The organism is Paenibacillus wynnii, from assembly GCF_000757885.1.
Classification (GTDB): domain Bacteria; phylum Bacillota; class Bacilli; order Paenibacillales; family Paenibacillaceae; genus Paenibacillus_AQ; species Paenibacillus_AQ wynnii.
Genome location: NZ_JQCR01000002.1, coordinates 918,971 through 934,875, shown reverse-complemented (window position 1 = coordinate 934,875; position 15,905 = coordinate 918,971). Strand labels below are relative to the sequence as shown.

General features: G+C 45.0%; 13 protein-coding genes. 2 read left to right on the top strand and 11 right to left on the bottom strand.

Annotation, left to right across the window (positions count from 1 at the left end; translation table 11 throughout):
• Positions 1–119 precede the first annotated feature (119 nt).
• From PWYN_RS27895 to PWYN_RS06785, 4 genes are all read right to left on the bottom strand, one after another.
• Complete coding sequence (locus PWYN_RS27895) at positions 120–2,972, bottom strand: S-layer homology domain-containing protein (RefSeq protein WP_157261100.1); 2,853 nt, start codon at positions 2,970–2,972, stop codon at positions 120–122.
• A gap of 356 nt (positions 2,973–3,328) precedes the next feature.
• Positions 3,329–4,318: an aldo/keto reductase gene (locus PWYN_RS06795; protein ID WP_036649772.1), complete on the bottom strand. Its 990-nt coding sequence runs from the start codon at positions 4,316–4,318 to the stop codon at positions 3,329–3,331.
• A gap of 181 nt (positions 4,319–4,499) precedes the next feature.
• Entirely contained in the window at positions 4,500–5,348 is an 849-nt protein-coding gene (locus PWYN_RS06790; RefSeq protein ID WP_036649770.1) for an AraC family transcriptional regulator, read from the bottom strand.
• Positions 5,349–5,524: 176 nt separating this feature from the next.
• On the bottom strand, positions 5,525–5,836 hold the full coding sequence (locus PWYN_RS06785) for a (2Fe-2S) ferredoxin domain-containing protein (protein WP_036649768.1): 312 nt from the start codon (positions 5,834–5,836) through the stop codon (positions 5,525–5,527).
• A 293-nt stretch (positions 5,837–6,129) separates the two neighbouring features.
• Here PWYN_RS06785 and PWYN_RS29755 point away from each other — a divergent pair, with 293 nt between their 5' ends.
• On the top strand, positions 6,130–7,356 hold the full coding sequence (locus tag PWYN_RS29755) for a YsnF/AvaK domain-containing protein (protein WP_036649767.1): 1,227 nt from the start codon (positions 6,130–6,132) through the stop codon (positions 7,354–7,356).
• A gap of 352 nt (positions 7,357–7,708) precedes the next feature.
• Here PWYN_RS29755 and PWYN_RS06775 read toward each other — a convergent pair whose 3' ends face one another.
• The gene (locus tag PWYN_RS06775; RefSeq protein WP_036649763.1) at positions 7,709–8,620 is read right to left on the bottom strand and encodes a DMT family transporter; all 912 of its coding nucleotides are present in this window, start codon (positions 8,618–8,620) and stop codon (positions 7,709–7,711) included.
• Between the two features lie 138 nt (positions 8,621–8,758).
• Between PWYN_RS06775 and PWYN_RS06770 the strand changes: the two genes are divergently transcribed.
• On the top strand, positions 8,759–10,177 hold the full coding sequence (locus tag PWYN_RS06770) for an aminotransferase-like domain-containing protein (RefSeq protein ID WP_036649760.1): 1,419 nt from the start codon (positions 8,759–8,761) through the stop codon (positions 10,175–10,177).
• A gap of 12 nt (positions 10,178–10,189) precedes the next feature.
• Here the strand turns inward: PWYN_RS06770 and PWYN_RS06765 are convergent, their stop codons facing one another.
• The 6 genes from PWYN_RS06765 to PWYN_RS06740 form a co-directional block, all read right to left on the bottom strand.
• Entirely contained in the window at positions 10,190–10,975 is a 786-nt protein-coding gene (locus tag PWYN_RS06765; protein ID WP_036649758.1) for a phosphosulfolactate synthase, read from the bottom strand.
• The gene (locus PWYN_RS06760) at positions 10,972–11,658 is read right to left on the bottom strand and encodes a 2-phosphosulfolactate phosphatase (protein ID WP_036649756.1); all 687 of its coding nucleotides are present in this window, start codon (positions 11,656–11,658) and stop codon (positions 10,972–10,974) included. The genes PWYN_RS06765 and PWYN_RS06760 overlap by 4 nt, the downstream gene beginning before the upstream one ends.
• Positions 11,659–12,798: 1,140 nt before the next feature.
• Positions 12,799–14,208 carry a nucleoside recognition domain-containing protein gene (locus PWYN_RS06755; RefSeq protein WP_036649754.1) on the bottom strand — a complete coding sequence of 470 codons (1,410 nt, stop codon included), beginning with the start codon at positions 14,206–14,208 and terminating at the stop codon, positions 12,799–12,801.
• Positions 14,186–14,917 (bottom strand): FeoB small GTPase domain-containing protein, encoded by a 732-nt coding sequence (locus PWYN_RS06750; RefSeq protein ID WP_036649752.1) that lies wholly within the window; start codon positions 14,915–14,917, stop codon positions 14,186–14,188. Before PWYN_RS06750 ends, PWYN_RS06755 begins: the two co-directional genes overlap by 23 nt.
• Positions 14,914–15,168 (bottom strand): FeoA family protein, encoded by a 255-nt coding sequence (locus PWYN_RS06745; RefSeq protein ID WP_036653448.1) that lies wholly within the window; start codon positions 15,166–15,168, stop codon positions 14,914–14,916. Before PWYN_RS06745 ends, PWYN_RS06750 begins: the two co-directional genes overlap by 4 nt.
• 244 nt (positions 15,169–15,412) lie before the next feature.
• Entirely contained in the window at positions 15,413–15,871 is a 459-nt protein-coding gene (locus PWYN_RS06740; RefSeq protein WP_036649750.1) for an SRPBCC domain-containing protein, read from the bottom strand.
• Positions 15,872–15,905: the final 34 nt, after the last annotated feature.

The window sequence follows — 15,905 nt, the reverse complement described above, 5'->3', positions numbered from 1 at the left end:
TTTACCAACATTTAATCGCAATTGTCTATCACTAGACGTTTGAATATTTCTAATATACAAAAAAACTAGCAAGCCCTCATTGTTGGAGGCTTGCTAGTTTTTGTGAAGATAGTGGTTATTTATTGAGTAGTAGCGGCTCTCATTGCTGAAATTAATACATGCAGTGCCATTATATACTGTTGGTTTGTTGAGTTAGGTTGAGCTAAAGTGGTTTCTGCCCTAGTGAGGGGCGTTAATAGATCCGTTCCATTCGTAACATGGGCAGACAATGCTTGGGCTTCAACGATAGTCTGCTGTAATGCTGCGAATGCTGTAGGGACTGTTAATATGAATTCTTTTATCACGTTTGCATAACCACTTCTTAGTTCTAGCTTAACTTTGTACTGGATAGATTCATTAGTTCCGTTATAACCTTCAAATATAACGTTGGAGTAATTCGAGTACAGATAGACTGAATCCGTTACACTAGAAATAGGGGTTAGATCGAGAACCTTAATCTCGAGGTCTAAAGGCAGTGGTACTAGTGGATTAGCCAAGTATACAGCTTCTCCTACAGTTGAAGTGCTAGGTATCTCGTGATCAGAAAAAGCTCCAGCAATTGTCGTCGTAAGCACTGTGTAATCTTGCTCTGATAATACTGGGATTCTTCTCCGTACACTTTCTTGTCCATTAGAGTTTGTTACGGAAATATAAATGGTTGTACTTGGTGCACCAAAGTTGAGTCCTGTAATAGTGGCAGTATCTTTTCCTGCTTGGATCGGAACGGATTGGATAGGAGTACCACCAACTTCATCAGTGTACACAGAGATAATATCTCCTACGGAAAGCTGACTCACCTTCACAACATCTTCTGCGCCTATGTGGTTCTCAACACTAAAGGCATCATAGTTCGGTAAATGATTGACAATACCAGGTTTGTTACTTGTTAGAACGTTCTTATCTTCAAACGTTAAGTTACTGCCATCTACGGTCATGTTAAAAACATGCCAGAACATATCCTTGTTGTCCCCGACAGGAACATTGTAGATCTTAACTGGAATTGAATTGTCTCCGTTATAAATTTCAACTTTGCCGCCTGAAGCAGAAAGGGTGTCAGCATCGTTAATTCCGTTGCCGCTGAAATTCTCAATATAAAAGGTGTAAACTCCATCTACACGTTTACGAATTGTAGTAGTTTCTGGTCCATAAGAATTTGTGTCATCATGATCCAGATCCGCGTATAGAACGTAATCGTAATAAAACTCTCTATCGGAGTACCATGTATGGAATGTAGTGTCGTTCGGTGCGGGCCCGATTAAATGAGAGTCTTCATCCCACGGTTTCAGGTTCCAAGTCAGGACGATTCTGATTTCATCAGCAGCGGGGATCTTGATTGCAGTAGCATCTTGTCCAGTATTTTTATGAGTTGACAATGAGACGCCTACTACATAAGTTGTGATAAAACCGGATTTAACTATTTGACCGGTATAAATGCCAGGGCTGAGATTAGCAAAGTAATTGCCGTTTTCATCTGTAACTACGGTTCCGTCAATTGTTCCTGTAGTAACTCCCAATCCTTTACGGAAATGGATAGTTGCGTTAGATAATGGTTGGTTATTTACGTCGATAATTTTACCCGCGAATCCATACACCACGCCTGTAACTGTGTCCGGATTGCTACCAGATCCAGATCCAGATCCAGATCCAATGATGGGTGCTCCAATAGTTACCGAAACATTGTTGCCCCGTATTAAATTTCCAGGAGTTTGGGCAAATGTTGAGCCTGAGACATTGACTGTAGCTGCAGCTATTGTACCTTGTCCAGTGATTCTTGAAATAGCATTAAGAATTAATGCGTTAAGTCTGGCACCGCTACTAATATCAATACCAGTATTAGCTGCAGTAGGAGCTACTTGTAGATTCTGAACTGAGCCTGAAGTCAAATTGATCTGAATAGCAGTTGCGAGTACATCAACAGTTTCAAAGGTTCCAGCTAATGAAACCTGTGCATTGGCCGGGATCACCCCAGAAAGATTGACATTACCAAAGCCGCTGCCTGTTCCAGCACCCTCTTCCAGCAAAGCTCCGGATTGAAGAGTGATCTGCTGCACAGAGCTGTTACCTTCTGTGACAATGCGGATACTCCCGTCCTGTTTGTTCACAATAACGGTTACTAAGACAGAATCAACAACATGAATACTATTTTTTCCGCCGCCGGATATAGTTGTTGTTCCTTTAACTGTGACGTTCTTTAGGGTTACGTCTCCTTTTCCAACGCCTTCGCCTATTTGCAAGTCACCTGTAATTATAGTGTTGCTTAAGACAACTCCTGGTGCGTTAATATATACGGAACCCGTGACTGTAGCTACGCCTGTCTCTGGGCCGTAATTACCAGCTTTGTCATAAACGACTGTATTCTGGTTTTTAGTTAGTTTCAAAGCCCGTGACAGCAAGCTGACAGCTTCTGCTCTTGTGGCATTAGCCAGTGGTCTGAATTTATGGTCATATCCGACCATAATTCCAGCCTCAACTACCGCACTGATCTGACCTTTGCTCCATTCGTGGCCAGCAATTGTATCTGTAAAAGCAGCAGGAGCAGAAGATTTCTGGAGCTGCAGTAAAGAGGCTACTATAACGGCCATCTCTTCACGGGTAAGCGGTTGGTTCGGTTTGAAGGTTTGGTCTGTATATCCGGTTATGTATCCTGCAGATGTTGCTTTAGCAATATCGTTATAGAACCAGTCCGAAGGTTTTACGTCCTTAAAGGTAATGGCCCCTGCATTTGTAAAGCCAAAGGATTTGTTAATCAATACTGCAAATTCTGCACGGGTAATCTTAAGGTTGGGTTTTAAAGAACCATCTACATAGCCATTAAGAAGACCTTCTGCCTGCCACTGTTTAAGAATGCTCTCTGCCCAGTGTCCTGTAGTATCATTTCCTTTGCTAGCAGTTTCCGTAGCAGCAAAGGCTTGGCCGAAAGATACTAAATTCATACATATACATAAAAGCACTATTAGAGTTTTCTTGTTAAATCCATTCTTTTTCCTCACTACAACACCAGCCTCATTTCGTTTAGTAGTTAACAAGTAACAAGTAAATACTTAAACCTCCCTACTTTCTTTTAGCTATTAAAGCACTATATAAAAAATACAGTCTATTTCAAATATCGGTTTTTTTGAGGAAATAAGTAAGATATTGTCTAAAAACAGGGAATAGGGTATAGAAACCTACGCATTTACGCAAATATAGAAGAGTTTTACTATTGAACATAACAAAAAGGCAAATGAGTACGAGGTAGTGGTAAACTACTCGGCTCAGTTGCCTTTTGTATGTTATAGGTTCTAGCAGATTATCCGCGCAGAATATTCTCGATTTGCTCCAGCTCTTCTGTGCTGAGCTCTGGTGCATTTAATGAAGCAACAGCATCCTCAATTTGGCTTACTTTGCTGGCACCAATAAGGGCAGAGGTTACTTTGCCTCCACGAAGTACCCATGATAGTGCCAACTGGGACATCTTCTGACCACGTGCAGATGCAATATCATTCAACTTCCGTACCTTACCGATAACCTCTTCTGTAATTTCCTTCTCAGACAGGAACACGCTAGGTCCGGCCGCACGGGAATCCGCAGCGATACCGTTCAGATAACGGTCTGTCAGGATACCTTTTTGAAGGGGAGAGAAGGCGATAGAGCCGATACCTTCTTCTGCAAGAACATCTTGCAGGCCATCTTCAATCCAACGATTGAACATGGAATAGCTTGGCTGATGGATAAGGCAAGGAGTTCCAAGTTGGCGAAGAATTTTAGAAGCTTCACGAGTTTGCTCCGCACTGTAGTTGGAGATCCCTACATATAACGCCTTACCTTGACGTACGAGCAAATCCAGTGCTCCCATAGTCTCTTCGATAGGTGTGTTTGGATCTGGACGGTGGTGATAAAAAATGTCGACATAATCTAATCCCATACGTGTCAAGCTTTGATCCATACTGGACACCAGATACTTCTTGGAGCCCCATTCACCGTAAGGTCCCGGCCACATGTAATATCCGGCTTTGCTGGAGATAATCATCTCATCGCGGTGTGCGGAGAAGTCCTTAGTCAGAATTTGTCCAAAGGTCTCTTCTGCAGAGCCTGCTGGAGGACCATAGTTATTGGCTAGGTCAAAATGAGTTATTCCGAGATCGAAGGCTCTTCTTACCATGGCTCTTCCGTTCTCAAATACATCATTGCCTCCAAAATTATGCCACAATCCGAGTGAGATCGCCGGAAGGCGCAAGCCGCTCTTGCCTGAACGGTTATATGTCATGCTGTCGTATCTGGTAGGACTGGCGTTATACATTTATTGTTCCTCCTAAAATTTTATGTTGCCTTGGACAATTAGCTATTTCTGCTCATCAAAACCGCTTTCGGTACACAATGCTTCTTCGATTATCTGCTTCGTAAGCGGTTCCTAACTTAACTGTGTCACGTTCAATTGTAGCGAAAGAGTGGACTTATGCGTATGTCAGTATGGAAGGGATTTATAGAACAATGTCATTATTGATCTGCCTAAATCGATATTCCTTCGGTGAACAACCCTTTACCTTCTTGAACATCCGTGAAAAGAGAAGCGCATCCTGATATCCAACAGAGTGGGCAATTTCACCAATCGTGCACTGAGTTTCTGCAAGCAGATCGCAAGCCTTGGCTATGCGGAAGTTCAATAAATACTGCTGCGGCGGGAGACCGATGGATTTTTTGAAAAGGGATGATAAGTATTTGCGATCCAACTTTAACGTGGAAGACATCATCTCTACTGTGACATTCTCACAATAATGTGAATGTAAAAAGTGGAGGCACTGCTCCACATAAATGCTTTTTTGCTTAGGCAAAGGAAGGATGTCGGGAGAAGTAGGGACGGTTTGCAGCAGTAGGGCAAGGAACTGGTAAAGGATTGCTTTTAAAGGCAAATCAAGACTATCTCTAATCTCCGCAGCCTGTGTAAGCCGTTCATACAGCTCGGGCATTAATTCTAGATCCATAGGAAATACGGGATGTTCAGGAGACAATGATGTTTTGGATAAAAGATATTCAACTTGCTCACCCGTAAATGCGATCCACGAATAAGTCCAAGGGGTATACAGATCAGCGGCGTAGGAAGTAACAACATGAGGGTAGGTTAAAAAAGCTTGTCCTGCTTCCAGAGAATGAGAACATTCTCCTACAGAGACCCTTCCTGTACCCTCATGAATGAAATGAATCTTATAGATCTCACGAACCCCGGGGCCGACAGAATGTCCCGGCACACAGCGCTCACGCCCCCAGTAATGTAGATGCAGGTCAGGATTACCCCGAAAGGGACGCTCGGTATTGCAATTGAATATGGACATGGCTCTTCAGCCTCTTTTCTAATAAGGTTTCGTTACTTTTAAACTTTTGTGAGTTTTTTAAGTTCATTCTATATAGTATACAATATTTTTTAACGGACTGATAAAACGCAAATAAGAGGTGTCTCATAGCCCCGAAAGGCTTGATCACCTCTTTTTATGTGTATCGTACAGAACGTTTATGCCTCCATCTTCAGCATAATGAGCTCTTCCACGGGCTCGCCCTTAATCAAATGCTCCTCAACAATTCGCGGAACATCTTCCAGGGTTAGATTGTAGTACCAAATTCCGTCAGGATACACAATTAGGAAGGGGCCGTTGCCGCACAATCCCAAACAGCTTGTTTTGTTCATCTTTACCGTCTTGTGAATACCCTTCGCCACCAGTTCTTCCTTGAAAGCCTGCATAAGGTCCTCCACCTCTTGATTGGAGCAGTGCTCACTGCAGCAAAACAGCAAATGGTCCTTCAATACCTTTAACCGCATGTTCATGGGTTTGCCTCCTGTAATGTTGCATTTGTTAACATGATTACAAAAAGTATAGCTTCATTAAGGATGCGGTGGAAAGTAAAATAACAATTGTTCCCAAAGTATTAACAAATACTAATATTACGTAAATTATGTGTTAGATAATATCACTTTATATAGATGATTTTGAAGAGAATGTGTCCACTTGCCCACTTTGAATTCGTAAATTTCAGTTTATTTGATATGAGTTTGGTTAATATAGCTATGTGCAAGGCATACTAACTTAAATGAAATCTAACTAGCAGGAGGGAATCGTTATGAACAAGAAAATTGTAGGTGTTTTTCATACCGAACATGAGGCTTCTCAAGCTATTCAGGAATTAAAGCAGCATGGTTTTCAGGCTGATGATATCTCAGTCATTGCTAGAAATAAAAAAGATGTAAACACTATCAATGATGAAACGGGAAGCAAAGGAGCTGAAGGATTGGCTTCCGGGGCAGCAACAGGTGGCTTCCTCGGCGGTTTGACTGGGCTTTTAGTAGGTATTGGCGCATTAGCGATTCCGGGCATTGGACCCATCATTGCAGCAGGGCCAATCGCCGCTACACTTGCAGGCGCTGCTGTAGGTGCGGGTACAGGTGGATTAGTAGGCGGACTGATTGGGCTAGGTATTCCGGAGGAACATGCCGAAAGCTACGATAAACATGTAGAAGAAGGCCGAATTCTTGTTATGGTAGATGCTGACACCTCGAAGGCAGATGATATTTATTCTGTTTTCCGTAAGTATAATTCCGCTAATTCTGACCACTATACAAATGCTAATACCGATAACAATACTCTTGGAGAAAAGGTGGTTGGTACTATGAAAGAGACTGGCAACACGGTTGGAGATAAAGTCGGGGATACTGTAAAAGGCGCACGCAATGTGGTTGAGAATACGGTGGATGCCGCATTTAACGGCTCTGGTTTGGAAGGACGTACGGATACTGGACTTGATACCATGAATTCGGCAACGATGGCTGGGACAACACCATTAGATAATGCTTACAGACCGGGAATGACGGGAACTGTAGACACCGATACCGTGGCTATCACGAGCGCTACAACGGCTGATGTAACAGACCGTGATTTGGACCGGGATGAAGATCGCAAGCTGCGTCTGCGCGAGGAGCAACTGGATGTTTCCAAGATAAATGTGGAAATGGGCGAAGTATTTGTTCATAAAGATGTTATTGAGGAACAAAAAACAATTAACGTTCCTGTCACTCGTGAAGAGGTTGTTATCGAACGCCGGGCTATTAATGATGATCCTACAGCAGAATCCGTCGGTATTGATGAAACGATCCGCATTCCAGTAAGTGAGGAAAGAGTGCAGGTCAGCAAAAATACAGTAGTTACGGGTGAAGTTGAAATTCATAAACGGGCTGTTACGGATACACAACAGGTTCAGGATACTGTTCGGCATGAGGAAGCTCGGGTTGATAAGACGGGTAATGTAATGGTTAATGGTGACGATGATCTCACCACAGAAGGCCGTATCTAAGATTGGGCGAAGAATTTTTCAAGATTTGAAAAAGGTTTGCTGATTTTCAAGCAAAAGGGGCTTGGCCGGATTACCGGTCAAGCCCCTTAATAATACATAAGCACGTACTAAATAGATTGAACTTGATAAACTTCAAAAAGGATTGAAGTAACGGAGGGGAATTTTGGAACTGGAAGAGCGGTAGCGTCCGCCCGAAAGCTTTCCGTAGGAAAGCTCGCTTCGAAAGCATAAGCTGTCTCCGGATTTCATCCGCTAATAGCGGTAAAAATCCAGAAATCCGGAGACAACAGCGGCTGGAAGTCCAACATTCACCGGAGTTACGACCCAAAACCAATGTAGTAAAATCTTAAGTTCATCTTATATATATCAGATTTTTTTGGATCAATTGCTTCAATGCACTGCCATTTACAAGCACGGTGCCCATGATGATGGTTGCTACGCCAAGTAGAGTGATCCATGAGACAGCTTCGTTATAGAACAGCACGCCCACGCCGACTGCAATGGGAGGAGAGATATACAGCCAAGTAGCAGGAAAGACCGGATTGGTCTTAGCAACGAGCCAGTAATACAAGCTATGACCCACCATGGAGCCAATCACCATGAGATAAAGCAGTGATCCGGCAGCCTTCAAAGAGAATAGGACTTCAACATGCACCTTCTCCGTAAAAAGAGACAATACAAGCATTAACGCTCCGCCGTACATCATTTGCGCCGCATTTAAGGCGATAGGAGAGACCTTCGGGAAGGTTGCGATTACTTTTTTGGAATAGAGCGTTCCTGATGCATAGCCGAGTTCACCGATTAGAATCACAATGCAGCCTATCACCCATAGGGAGGAGACATCCACGGAAAGGTTTGGCAGGACCAACAGAAGCACACCGGTAAAGCCGATGAGACAGCCATATAAGGAGTGAGTAGGTGATTTTTGTCGTAAAAATAAAGTTTGCAGCAGTAGAATCATAATGGGGCCGGTAGCCGACAGCACCGCAGCAAGCCCTGAGGATACGAATTGTTCTGCCCAGTATAGAGCCGAGAAGGTTCCGAACGTCAGTGCAGCTCCCGTAATCAGCATTTCTTTGCGAAGCAGCAGCGAGAAGCTGACCTTCTGCTTCCAGACCATCCATAGGAATAGAACAGAACCTGCTAGAAAGAAACGTAATCCAGCGGAGAAAAACGGGGGCAGACCTGCATCCACGCCGATTTTTATCGCGAGAAAGGTCGTAGCAAAGATTAGACATACCAAACTATAAGCCAAAAATATCATTTTCAGTTCCCCTTTAGCCTCTAAGTATTCCGTTAATCATAAAGGGGAGGACATAGAACAGATTATCAACAGCAGAACAGATGAGATGCAAATTCGTGTACAATATAACAAATGAGTGGTGAGAGAGAGGGATACGCTATGAAAAAGGCAGTCGAAGACCAGCAGACACATCCGCTATTTCGACAGGTGTATGAATACATAATCAACCGTATGGAGCGGGGGGAATGGAATGCGCATGATAAGCTGCCCTCTATCCGCCTGTTGGCTGAAGAGGTGAAGGTGCATCGACTGACCGTATTCAAGGCGTATAAGCAGTTAAAAGAGGACGGAAAGGTCTATGTTCGAGATAAGTCCGGCTATTATGTATCTCCGGGGAACATGCTCTCGCCTGATTTTGAGGACAATGCGATAGTGTCTTCCTATCTGCTCACGAACCCGCTGTCTGACATTCAACGTGTACCGGCTAAGTATCAGTTCTCCCAGGCGCTTATTGATCCAAATCTGCTGCCTAATCTTTATTTATCTGACTATGTAAAAAAAGTGTTCGATCTGTACCCGAAGGTCATGGGAACATACTCCACCGTTCAAGGGGATGAGGAACTTCGGGAGACGTTAAGCCGACATTTCAAGGAGCATCATCGGCTGCAGCTGTCGCCGGAGGAATTATTGATTACTTCGGGGGCTCAGCAGGCCATAAATCTGATTGCCAAAATTGTGCTGGGACCCATGGATACGGTGCTAGTTGAGAGGCCGACTTACAGTGTAGCTATGGATATTTTTCGGCGGGAAGGTGCGAGGCTTGTCCCTATTGAAATTACTCCGGAGGGCTATGATCTGGAAGAGATCGAAGCGTTGATGGCGAAGCATAAGCCCCGCATGTTCTATATGAATCCTACCCATCACAATCCTACTGGGTATACGGTTCCGGTGCGGCAGCGCAAGCTCTTGGTAGAACTTGCAGAGCGCTACCGCTGCCTCTTGGTTGAGGATGATCCCTTCCGTGATATGTATTTCGATGAGGAGCCGCCGCCGCCCTTTTTTGCCTATGATACAGAGGGCTGGGTGATTTATATCAGCAGCTTCAGCAAATATGTAGCTCCCGGTCTGCGCATATGTGCCGTGGCCTGCCGTTACCCGTTCATGGATAGACTAATTACGGCCAAATCTCTTGCAGATAACGGGACGCCCCTGCTGAATCAGAAAATCTTCCTCCATTACTACACCTCCCCGCGCCTGCAGCAGCATCTCGTGAAGCTGAGGATTGCACTTCAGGTTCATAAGGAGATTATGGAGGAAGAACTGGCTGCTACAGGCTGGGAGTGGAAGGCTCCGCAGGGCGGGTTGAACTTATGGGTGAAGCTGCCGGAAGAAATCTCTGTTGAGGTTTTGTTCCGGTTATGTGCACAACAGTCGATAGCCTTTGTCCCGGGCGAGATCCTTGATCCCCTCGGAGAGATGAAATCGTGGATCCGTCTGAGTTATTCTTTTGCGAATGAAGGCCAGCTTCGTGAAGGCATGCGGTTATTGAGGGCAGCAGCCGGGAGTTTGCAATCCTAGTAAATCATCTTTTCATTCGGTTACCACTGCTGTCTCCTTGTTAAGAAAAAAGGTATCCGATCGCAGCCCAAGCCTTAGTGTTTCCAGAGGAATCGGGTCCGTGAAGGGGATGTTAGCCAGGTTCACATCGGGTCCAGCCAGCTGGATGAATATCGTTTGCAGTTTTTTGGAGGGAGCCTCAAAAATAATTTTTTGCAGATCAATCCCGGTTTCTACGATTTTATCAATAATTTCTAATCTCATTTCTCCATTGTCACGGCATATCCCGCTGGTACCACTTTCTCTGGCTTCCGTAATTACCCTCGACGAGCCCGCTTCCAAATCCTCCTGAATCCACTCCACCCATTCGGATGCATCCTGAAGCAGGGCCTTGGAGCTATCCTTAGCGCCAACTTCACTGAAAACTACAAAGTCTTTGGAGAGGTTTTTGATATACACAGCTTTTTCCTTATTGGTCATCTCCAGCGTCCCGTTCGATATCTCGATATATTTACAATTGAACCTGTTGAGATACCTTACGAATGCACTCAATTTATTTTGGCTGATGAATTTCTCAAATAAGGTTCCGCCAAAAAAGAAGTCGATCCGGTTTTCTTGAAGGCAGGCTATCTTTTCCTCCAAATGCTTAGTTACCACGGAGGTTCCCCAACCGAATTTTACATAATCAATATATTGCCCTGAGCTGAGAATAGTATCTTGAAAAAACTGTAAAGGGACACCGGTATCAATGAGCGCGGTAATCCCCTGTTCTCTCGGTTTGCTGCTTCTCTCGGGCAAGTTAAGTCCAGTATCCATCACAGGTCAACCCTCACAATCCTTGGCAAATTATTATTTTGGCTCACTTTCATGACAAATGGAGTGTGCAGTTCTTCCAAACAAAGTTCTATATCACCACTCCTGAATTCCGGTCTTTTCAAGTCGTAAAACTTATGGGCAGCCTCTGATGTTATGATTCTTGAAGCGGTTTGAGCCGCAAGTCCGCTATCGCCATTCTCCAAAATATCCTTCATATACTCCGCACAGGCTAGATCTTCATCTCCGGTAGGATGGGAAGCGATAATTTGAATGCTCTGATCGGGTCCGCAGATTTGTAGAATGTGTTCAGCAGTTGTTCTGGCATTTGTAAAACCGGTGACGAACACATGCTTTGCGTCCAGCGCATTCAGTGCCGCTTTCACTCCATTGGTAGTTTTCTGGACAAGTGTTTTCCCTTGCAGATCGACCTGAAGAAGACTGACTGGAGAATTATCAAGATCAAACCCGTCGATATAGAGTCCATTGGTTTCCCCTGCCAGCATGCATTCAGGGTAGTCTTCCTTCATTTGAAATGCGGAATCGGTTGTTCCGGCCAGCAGAATCTCCTGTACCCCTTGAATAAAAGCGTAATGGGCAAAGGTAAAGGCCCGTATGACATCGATGACAACATTCACTTCAGCATGTGACAAATGGGGAGAGTGCCCCTGATAAAGTTTAACTGCCATCACTTGCTCCTCTCCTTTTCAATACTCCTTTACTGCCGCTAGCAGTAGGGTTTAACCGCTGCCCTTCTCTGTGTATCAGCATATGCCTAATGTATTCGCCCGTTTAACGGATGGTGCCTGACATGGATTACGCACGTTATCGGAGGGGAATGTGAGTGGATACTCTGTGAACAAAGCTAGACTATTAACACTTGTACGGAGAGGCGTGGGGAGTGTGGGGTGAGGCGTGGGAGAGTGTACGGGGAAACGTTCGGAGTATGTTTGGAGACATGTACCGAGCCACACGAACCGAGACGCGTACCGACTCGCTTTCCGCACAAACTTACCGAACTCAACTTCCTTCGTGGCAAAATATGAATTAGAGGGATTTACCCCCTCTAATTGGACGCATATAGGCTTTTTTAATAAATTAGAGGGATTTGCTCCCTCTAATTTGGAGTATTTAGCCGAATATGCGGTAGCGTCAAGAAGTTTGTGTATGAGTAAAAGTATCTCCTCGGGTATCCGCGACAAATACGGCAAATCGTCTACCTACATGGGCTTCAATATTTATAGTTGCACAAAGTACACTTATATTTCTCCCTTAGCACACTTTAGGGTGTTTAATTGCACTTTATACACTTATTTTTGGGTATTCCGGGGTTTAACCGGCATATTCGTGTTTTTAGTTGCACAAAGTACATCTATCCATACATCCGAGCGCAAATAGCTAGAAATAGGTGTATAAAATACATCTATTTCACTGACTCTCTCCGAAACGAAATGGGGCAAACTGTACCCCAAGAAAATGCAGTTGAAGCTGTTGGATGAGCGGTGTGGTGGTGTAGTGTTGAAGTACATAGGTAGAAGTGTTATATCGGGAGTATGCAGGTGGACTGTGCTGTTGGAGTATGGGTGGTGTGTGGGAGAGGTGTTGGAGTAACTAAAAAGAAATAGTGTGTTGAAGTAAGTTGATGGACTATGGCGTTGGAGTAACAAGGGTGTAGTGGTGGTGGGATGTCAGAGTATGTGGGAGGAGTAAGAAGTTTATTCGAGTAAAGGGTTAGCAGCTAAGGCATACAGCTAAAAGACCTATACCCTTAGGCGCACCTAAGAATATAAGTCTATGGATTAAGGTGTGGTGTGGGATTCGATCTGTGATTACACCCAGCCGAACAAACGGACAAGCTGGGCGACGGAAAAGGTAACCGTAATAGCGATACCGAGTGGGATGACTGCTGAGAGTACAGCCCACTTCATGCTTTTGGTTTCTTTATAAATATTAATGAGCGTCGTACCGCATGGATAGTGGAGCAGGGAGAATAGCATCATGCTGAGGGCTGTAAGCCAAGTCCAACCTTGCGCCAGAAAGATATCCTTGATGCTGCCGAGACTCTCGATATCTACCATGGCTCCGGAGGACATATAGCCCATCAGCAGAATGGGGAGTACGATTTCATTCGCAGGGAGCCCCAGAATAAAGGCCATAATGATAAAACCGTCCATGCCAAGCAGGTGAGCGAAGGGATCGAAGAAAGCAGCCATATGGTTCAGGACGCTATCCCCTCCGACAAAAATATTACCCAGCATCCAAGTGATAATCCCGGCTGGAGCCGCAACGATAATGGCCCGGGTTAGCACGTTAAGCGATTTTTCCTTGGAGGTAATGAGTATGGTTTTCCAAATTTGCGGACGGCGGTAAGGCGGGAGCTCCAGCGTATAATGGGTGGGAACACCGCGCAGCGCTGTTTTGGACATCACCCAAGAGACGGTTAGAGTTACGACAATACCGATTAGGACCAGACCCATCAATACGGAGGCCGTTGCAAGTGTTCGAAGGGCCCCCGTAGTAGCCGCACCAGCCATAAATAAGGAGGACAATAGAATCAGAGTAGGCCAACGGCCATTACAAGGTACAAAGTTATTGGTTAAAATAGCCAGCATGCGTTCCCGAGGCGATTCAATGATACGTGTAGAAAGAATAGCGGCGGCGTTACAGCCGAAGCCCATGGACATAGTCAAAGCCTGTTTGCCGTGTCCGCCTGACTTCTTGAATAGGCGGTCCATGTTGAAGGCCACACGGGGCAGATAGCCGAAATTTTCTAAAAGAGCGAAGACAGGGAAGAAAATTAACATCGGCGGCAGCATGACGCTGATTACCCAAGAAGTTCCCCGATACAATCCAAGAACAAGCACGCCATGCAGCCAATCTGGAGCATTAACGGCCTGAAAACCAGCGGTGAGATAGCCTTCCAGGAAGCCGAAGAAGGAAGCGAGCCATCCTGAGGGGTAATTGGCTCCGGCAATGGTGATCCAGAACACGACTCCCAGGATTCCGAGCATAATCGGAAAACCCCATATTTTGGAGGTAACAATATTATCAAGCTTATAAGTGCTTTTCAGTTTTTTCTTATCGTGATAGGTTACAGCATCGCTGCAGATCCCTGCAGATACACCATAAATTCCACTGACAATCTCATCTCGAATGGCTCCGCCATCAGCTAGTTTCTTGGCCGCGAGCAGCAAAGAATCGATAGCTTCAGAACCCTTAGTCGTATGCGGTGACTCCATGGCTAATAACCTCCTTTGTTCCAGACATTGTTTTTCGGCCGATGTTGCCTTTAAGTGAAGTAAGCAGGCTGTCGTCACCGTCCAGCAGGCGAAGTGCTATCCAGCGTGCCGGGTATTTGGAACCGATCGTTTGCTCTACCATCGGTAGAAGCTGAGCAATCCCTTTTTCAATTTCATCGTTGTAAGTGATATGGAGAGGTTTGGCTGTAAAAGCACCTGTAGCGACACGTTCCACCTGATCAAGCAATGCTGAAATACCGATTTTATTACGCGCTGATATGGCAACGACAGGGACGCCGAGTCTTTTCGAGATAGCCTTTAGATTAATTTCAATACCAAGTCTGCGGGCTTCATCAATGAGGTTAATGCAGACAACCGCCCGTCCGGTAATCTCCAGAACTTGCAGAGCAAGATTTAGATTGCGCTCAAGCGACGTAGCGTCAAGAACCACGAGTGTCACATCCGGCTGCTCGAAGATAATATAATCTCTGGCAGCCTCTTCGTCAGCCGAATTGGAATACAGTGAATACGTACCCGGAAGATCGACTGCTTGGTATTTATGACCATTGTGACTGAATTCTCCCTCGGCAGTGATGACCGTTTTGCCAGCCCAGTTGCCTGTATGTTGGCGCATACCAGTCAACAGGTTGAAGAGAGTGCTCTTACCCGTGTTGGGGTTGCCCGCAAAAGCGACAGTATAATGACTCATGAATCTCCACCTCCGATGCATTCTCCGTAAATCAGTGAGCTTTCTTCTCTGCGCAAGGCAATCGTTGTGTTGCTTATCCGAAAGGCAGTAGGGTCTCCAAGCGGGCTGCGCCGTAGAACCTCCACAACATTGCCGACCACAAATCCGAGGTCAAGCAATCTTCTTCTTAACACACCTTGAACCTCTATACCGCTAATGCGCAGCATACTTCCGTTGACGGCTTCTGACAAAGGAATACTTGTTCCGGTCATCATAAGATCTCCCTCTTTCATTATGGTTTGGTTAATGAGCTATATATAAGTTGGATTATCATCGATAGTTATTTTGTAGTAAGCCACAATAGTAGTATACGTAAATAACTTTGTCCCTGCAACAAAAATGTTTCCCAAGGGCAAAAAATATACCCCTGCCCGAAAAGCAATGCTTCTCAGTAGGGGTATAGATATGAAGCTCTAATTTATATGCTTAATGTGCGCTGTCAGCGACTTGTGACTGCTATTCCCAGCTCCCGAAATCAAGGGTTCTTCCGGTTTCAATCAGCGTTTTTGTATTGCTCATAATCTGCCACCAAGCGCTTTCGCTGCCCGCATAGGAAGGATCGTCAGGATGCCACTCATCGTGAATTAGGGTCAGTTTGGTACAGCCCCCGACCGGGTCAAGCAGATAGGATATCCGGGACTCATAATTTTCGCCGCCCTTAAGATAGGAAGGCCCAACCTTATGATTGAAGCGGAGAGCCTTGTGTGGTGAGAACTCCAATATTTTACCGTATACATGCAGGGTTTCGTCACCTTCAGCACCCGGCCCAATATACTCCAGAAGTTCACCTTCCTTGAAGCTGGAACGAATCACGCTTCCGTAGTAGATTTGCTTCGTACTGTCGGGGGAGATTAAGTGTTCCCACACCTTTTCGGGGGTTGCTCCAATATAAAATTCGTATTTTAGTTCCTTCATTAATCTTCCTCCTTTAGGGATATTGTCATTTATT

Coding starts and splice junctions, on each gene's coding strand:
- PWYN_RS27895 (WP_157261100.1), bottom strand. CDS start 2,972: ATGAATTTAGTATCTTTCGGCCAAGCCTTTGCTGCTACGGAAACTGCT.
- PWYN_RS06795 (WP_036649772.1), bottom strand. CDS start 4,318: ATGTATAACGCCAGTCCTACCAGATACGACAGCATGACATATAACCGT.
- PWYN_RS06790 (WP_036649770.1), bottom strand. CDS start 5,348: ATGTCCATATTCAATTGCAATACCGAGCGTCCCTTTCGGGGTAATCCT.
- PWYN_RS06785 (WP_036649768.1), bottom strand. CDS start 5,836: ATGAACATGCGGTTAAAGGTATTGAAGGACCATTTGCTGTTTTGCTGC.
- PWYN_RS29755 (WP_036649767.1), top strand. CDS start 6,130: ATGAACAAGAAAATTGTAGGTGTTTTTCATACCGAACATGAGGCTTCT.
- PWYN_RS06775 (WP_036649763.1), bottom strand. CDS start 8,620: ATGATATTTTTGGCTTATAGTTTGGTATGTCTAATCTTTGCTACGACC.
- PWYN_RS06770 (WP_036649760.1), top strand. CDS start 8,759: ATGAAAAAGGCAGTCGAAGACCAGCAGACACATCCGCTATTTCGACAG.
- PWYN_RS06760 (WP_036649756.1), bottom strand. CDS start 11,658: ATGGCAGTTAAACTTTATCAGGGGCACTCTCCCCATTTGTCACATGCT.
- PWYN_RS06755 (WP_036649754.1), bottom strand. CDS start 14,208: ATGGAGTCACCGCATACGACTAAGGGTTCTGAAGCTATCGATTCTTTG.
- PWYN_RS06750 (WP_036649752.1), bottom strand. CDS start 14,917: ATGAGTCATTATACTGTCGCTTTTGCGGGCAACCCCAACACGGGTAAG.
- PWYN_RS06745 (WP_036653448.1), bottom strand. CDS start 15,168: ATGACCGGAACAAGTATTCCTTTGTCAGAAGCCGTCAACGGAAGTATG.
- PWYN_RS06740 (WP_036649750.1), bottom strand. CDS start 15,871: ATGAAGGAACTAAAATACGAATTTTATATTGGAGCAACCCCCGAAAAG.